The 5,379-nt window shown below is 32.8% G+C and carries 6 protein-coding genes and 1 pseudogene; 4 read left to right on the forward strand and 3 right to left on the reverse strand.

Annotated elements, in window-relative coordinates:
* Positions 1–319: 319 nt before the first annotated feature.
* Together E2K98_RS31945 and E2K98_RS29985 are read right to left on the reverse strand one after the other, a co-directional pair.
* Positions 320–682, reverse strand: a complete 363-nt coding sequence (locus tag E2K98_RS31945) for a DUF5661 family protein (protein WP_235824983.1) — start codon at positions 680–682, stop codon at positions 320–322.
* 18 nt (positions 683–700) lie between these two features.
* Positions 701–1,012, reverse strand: a pseudogene (locus tag E2K98_RS29985) (cupin domain-containing protein); the annotation flags it as partial.
* 285 nt (positions 1,013–1,297) lie between these two features.
* Between E2K98_RS29985 and E2K98_RS29990 the strand changes: the two are divergent.
* The 4 genes from E2K98_RS29990 (at position 1,298) to E2K98_RS31385 (ending at position 4,917) form a co-directional block, all read left to right on the forward strand.
* Positions 1,298–2,398: a GerAB/ArcD/ProY family transporter gene (locus E2K98_RS29990; RefSeq protein ID WP_133340593.1), complete on the forward strand. Its 1,101-nt coding sequence runs from the start codon at positions 1,298–1,300 to the stop codon at positions 2,396–2,398.
* Positions 2,399–2,705: 307 nt separating this feature from the next.
* Positions 2,706–3,296, forward strand: coding sequence for a CBO0543 family protein (locus tag E2K98_RS29995; protein ID WP_133340595.1), 591 nt, complete (start codon positions 2,706–2,708; stop codon positions 3,294–3,296).
* Positions 3,297–4,269: 973 nt separating this feature from the next.
* Positions 4,270–4,503 (forward strand): hypothetical protein, encoded by a 234-nt coding sequence (locus tag E2K98_RS30000; RefSeq protein WP_133340597.1) that lies wholly within the window; start codon positions 4,270–4,272, stop codon positions 4,501–4,503.
* 135 nt (positions 4,504–4,638) lie between these two features.
* Positions 4,639–4,917: a hypothetical protein gene (locus tag E2K98_RS31385; RefSeq protein WP_165976438.1), complete on the forward strand. Its 279-nt coding sequence runs from the start codon at positions 4,639–4,641 to the stop codon at positions 4,915–4,917.
* Here E2K98_RS31385 and E2K98_RS32495 read toward each other — a convergent pair.
* A complete protein-coding gene (locus E2K98_RS32495) occupies positions 4,871–5,191 on the reverse strand; it encodes a TIGR04104 family putative zinc finger protein (protein ID WP_133340599.1) in 321 nt (106 codons plus the stop codon). The two genes, E2K98_RS31385 and E2K98_RS32495, sit on opposite strands and share 47 nt — an antisense overlap.
* Positions 5,192–5,379 lie beyond the last annotated feature (188 nt).

A 5,379-nucleotide genomic window follows, 5' to 3' on the forward strand; every position in this document is an offset into this window, starting at 1 on the left:
CTCCTCGGAGATGGACTTTCACCATCTGGGATTCAGTATCATCATCATCAACCAGTCGTTTCACCGAGATGACGTCTCTGTCAGATAATGAAAAGAAGAGTGTCGACTAGATCAACACTCCATGCGACTGCCCGTCGCACAAAAAGGGATCGCCACAGCGGTCCCTTCTTTAACTCTTGCACCCGTTAGTTTAAGTGAATTTCTTCACAAACAATAGTCTCGATTGGTCCACTTAAGAGGTATGTTCTAAGTTAACTCTATCCAGAATTCCTTCATTGCAAAAGTATACCAACCTGAAAAACAGGATGGTTCTTAAAGTTTAATTCAATATGGGTTTTCTGGAGTGTGTGTATATCATTTGTTCCAATGCTTTTGCTTCATCCTCAAGTACTTTTAGCCTTTTATAATAATCAGGAAATTCATTAAGATGAGCTAGGGCAGTTTTTCCAGTAATAATAGGATCATCTCCAGTAACATTTGTTTGGCTGGACTGTTTTCCATGCTCAAGTTCAGTATTCACTCCCATCCAAATCTCATCTAAATCAAACTTACTTTTATCAAAGTCAATACTTAAAAGTAAAGCTACCGCTGCTGCTTCTTCTTTAGAAAAGCGAGTTTTAACGATTTTTATATTATTAGTTTGAATCCTATTTGAATACTTTTTTGAATCTGCATAGTGCATATCAAAGGTAGAACGGTGTTCCGTAGCCAAGGCATCTGCTTTAGTTACATGAACCGTGCCAAATGGATGTTGAGGAGGTGCATATATAGAATAAAGTTTAAAAGGGATATTACCTGTATTGGTTACATTATGCCATGTTCCAGCAGGTATCATGATGGCCGAATCATCATAAACCTTTAGAACAAAGTGTAAATTATCTTTTCTCTTGCCCATTTGCACAACCCCTTGACCTTGTTCAATCCATAAGAATTGGTAAACGTTAGGATGAATTTCCAAACCGGTGTCTTCACCAACATTAAGACTCATCAATGTAACTTGCAAATGATTTCCTTTATCATAAAATTTCATCTACCTACATAAGTGACCCATTATACAACAGCATGATTCATAATTATTCCATATAAGGAAAAGATAAATATAGACATACTTATTAAGATTTACCTTCCTTAACTCCTTTTTTAATCTATACCGTGAATGTTGGACCTTAAGATTACTCTTATTAAAGCAATTAACCTCAATGATTATAAGCTTCAAGGGCATAAAATCCTAAATATGATATTTTCACATGAATAAAAAGCAAAAAAGTGATGGACATAAGAACCGGAGGAAGGGTTAATGGAACAAATAGTGCCTGAAAAAGCAAAAATATCGTCTTTTTTAGTTTTTTTTCTGATCCATAAGATGCAAGTTGGAATAGGGGTTCTTGGCTTCCAGCCTATTATCGCATTAACTGCAGGATACGATGCATGGATTGCCGTTATAATTTCCGGTTTAAGCATCCATATGATTCTATGGATGATGTACAAAATCGCCGAAACAGCAGATGGCGATATAATGATAGCCCATACCGTCACATTTGGCAATAAAATGGGCAAATTCATATCCCTGCTATTTGTTATCTATTTTCTTGTTAGTGCTGTCACTGTTCTTAGGAATTTTATAGAGGTCATTCAAGTGTGGATGTTTCCTGATCTTAGTACTTTTTGGTATTCTCTAGCTTTTTGTTGCTTAGGTACTTATGTCGTTTTTGGAGGGATTAGAACCATAACAGGCGTTGCGTTTTTTGGATTTGTTCTTCCTGCTTATTTAGTTTTCACTTTTCTATTTACGCTACCTTATGCGGATTTCAAGAACCTTCTTCCAATTTTTGACCACTCTATAAAGGATCTGGTTAAAGCATCTTATCAAATGTCCTTTACCTATTCTGGCTCTTTGATACTTTTGTTTTTTTATCCATTTATCAAAGAACCGAAAAAATCAAAAAAATGGGCCCATGTGGCTGTTCTTCTTGCTACGATTGCCTATACATTTCTTACGATTTTAACCTTTGCTTATTTTTCTGAAGGACAGTTGCAAAAAAACATATGGCCAACCTTAACGATGTGGAAAATAGTAGAGATGCCTTTTGTTGAGAGATTTGAATACATTGGCATTGCCACTTGGACTATTGTCCTTCTTCCTAATTTTTGTATTTCCTTTTGGTGTGCCAGCCGTATTATAAAAAAGGTGACCAACTTGAAGCAAAAATATGGGGTACTTATGATATCTATGATTGTATTAATTATCATTAATTTTTTAAGGACAAGGCAACAAATTAATACGGTAACTAGCTACCTGGGGAAAATAGGATTTTTAATAGATTATGGATACATTCCTTTACTCTTTTTTCTAATATTGATTGTGAAGAGAGTAAAGAAAAAATATAGAACATCATGATACCTATTTTCACATGGGAAAAACAAAAAAACTTCCACACCATTTTACGTCACCATTGAAAAAGGTGTACTCAGTAGTGATAATAACTGACACATGTTCCAGTCTTGAAAGCTCATGTGTTATTGTTTTACCAGGGGTATTATTGAACAGCTTGTTTCAATGGTTATTTAACAAACCTGCCCCGTTACTTCAATAAGAAAAAGCATTACCTTTGTTTCAGTAATGCCACCCGGTTAGTTCAATAGCGGATACATTATCAATGTTTTGTAAAACATAATTATATATATGTAAAATAGGGTGTTTATAAATGAACATAGTATCATTGAATTTATATGAGTATTTATTGTCAAGCACAATTCCTATTGACGAATTAATACAAATCGAAAAAACTTTTTATAATACAATTCAAGATTTTTGGAGAGAACATAATCTTTATACATGGCAATGGTGGCTCTTAGTCATACTTAGTATTTTATCCCCCATATTTTATTGGATTTTTATCAATAAAATAAGAATTACTGAGGTTACTGCTTACGGCTTATTTTATGGAGTTTCTGCTATTATTCTTGACTCCATAGGGAGTAACGCAATGGCATGGACATATCCTATACGTTTAACACCTTACCTATTTCCACAGTTATACCCTTACGATATAGGTATAGTAATTATCCCGTTTATGTTAATTTATCAACGTTGGGGAGATAACTTTAAAAAATTCTTTCTCATATCAGGGTTTCAATCTGCATTCCTTGCATTTGTAGCTGAACAATTTTTGGAATTTTTTAATATATATCAAGAGATTACTTGGAAAAACATTTATTCATTCCCTATCTATTGGCTATTGGCAATAATATGTTGGTTTATAATAACAAGGTTTAAAAAAATAGAGCAAAGATAATTTATTATTATCTTTGCTCTATTTTACAAATGAATCCATTTATTATTGCTAAACCTTCCTGCTCCTTTAATGAAAAAGCGATTGTCACTCTTTAACAATCACACCCCATTACTATAAGTAGAGTTTTTCAACAAACTAAAATCCCTACTATTTTTAAATATCGTCATTTTTCATTTAGAACTGGATCATGGAAATACCACACAAGGAAGATAACCGCAAAAAAGATAGTAAGTAAGTCAAAAATGGTCTTTTGTGGTGCAAAATTAAGAATTAATAAGCCAGTATATCAAATGGTATGGAATACAATAGAGACCAACCATGTTCATCTTTGATAATGCGTAATTTTAATTGTATAAATTCAACTATAAACCAAGGGTGAAGAAAAAACATTACATATAAATTATGAATGCTGTATTAGGAAAAACCATGTTTTTATCCGTATATTCCCACAACTGATAATTATATGTAAGAAAATTATATATTAAATCGCAACAATTACATAAAGAATTGTGCTTTGATATGTACTCCAATTTTTCCAATATCCTTTTACACCAACTAATACTGCCCAGATTAAACTTTCGGTAATATGAAACATAAGAACATACCTTCCAGTTATTATAGTATTTCCAATGCCAATATTATTTTACCCAAGATTTCAAAATGAAACATATAGCATTTTATTAACAATCCTGCCACGTTACTGCAATAAGAAAAAGCATTACCGTTGCCTTCAATCAACCTATTACGAACATATTAGATATATCTTATAAAGATGAAACTTCGACGGATTTGGCCGATATGTAGGACGCAAAAGATGTATTAGATATATCGGTAGCCCTGCCAATCCATATGGATATTCCCATTTGGTAATCCAAGATTAGAATTAAATTAAATATTCAGCTTATTCAGAACCCCAAACAAAAACTATGATATACTTTATTTGTAAGCGTTTTCCTGAAAGGGTGAATAAATAATGGATTTTTATGAAAATTTACCAATTGAGTTTCTCATTCGATTCTATAAAGAAATTTTACATAATGTAGAAGAAGGAATATTAAGTAAAAAGATGTACTATGAATTAGGATTAATTATTTCAGTAGCTAGTCGAAAAGGTATTTCATTAGATTTTCCTGCAGATTTTAAAGAGGAAGTAAATGAAGAAGTTTTAATGGATCTTTTACAATTGAAACAACTACGGGTGGGGTGAGCACCCTTGAGCGTATCCTAATACCAGGATACGCTTTATTCATTGTCAAAAGTAATTAAAATCACATAGGCCTGCACTATATCCCTTTGTAAAGCCGGGGGTAAGTGTTGATCATATCATGAAGATGGCTTATTGATGTGTATTGTTGGTGCATACTTTGAAGTTATTTTTGATTTTGCACAACTAATTCTTATCAAAAAAGAATTAGTGGAATTTTTGATTTCTAGTCAAATTGGATATAAAAGAGATATTGTTTTTATTTCTCTTCTTCCACTCCCGTTAGTGAAACAAAAAAAAGCCGCAGCAGCGACCCTTTTGTTCAACTCAAGCACTCGTTACTTGAATAAGAATATATTTATTTATGCTTTTAAACAGCTTTATATTTTGCATAGTAAGGAAAAATCAACACATTAATAAAAATTAATAATAAAGCCAATCCAAAATACGTTTGATGTAAAGCATAAGGAACATTACTGAGAAATAAGTTAGAAAAAATTAATACTGCATATATCAGACGTGGTAAAAACCTTGATTGAAAAGTAATCAGGTGTTCCAAACCACATTTTTTACAAACTAATTTCTTATATCCCCAACCAGATGCATTTTGAATTTCTTTCCATGTAAATTGATTCCTACAATTATTACATTTTTGTATTCTCAAAAAAAAACCTCCTGTGAATCTTAGCATGAACGTTAACCTTATTGCTTCAAGAAAATTTCCCCAAAACTTATTCCACTAGTCGAGTAGAAGGGAGCCTTTCTACCTTCCGGTAGATTGTACTCCTCCCCCTCACAGAACCGTGCTTGCACTATTAATGCACACGGCTCCTCCTAGTTATCGTTTACAGACTGTAGCTAATCTCTTTTCTTAGATTC

The sequence above is a fragment of the Bacillus salipaludis genome (genome assembly GCF_004358205.1).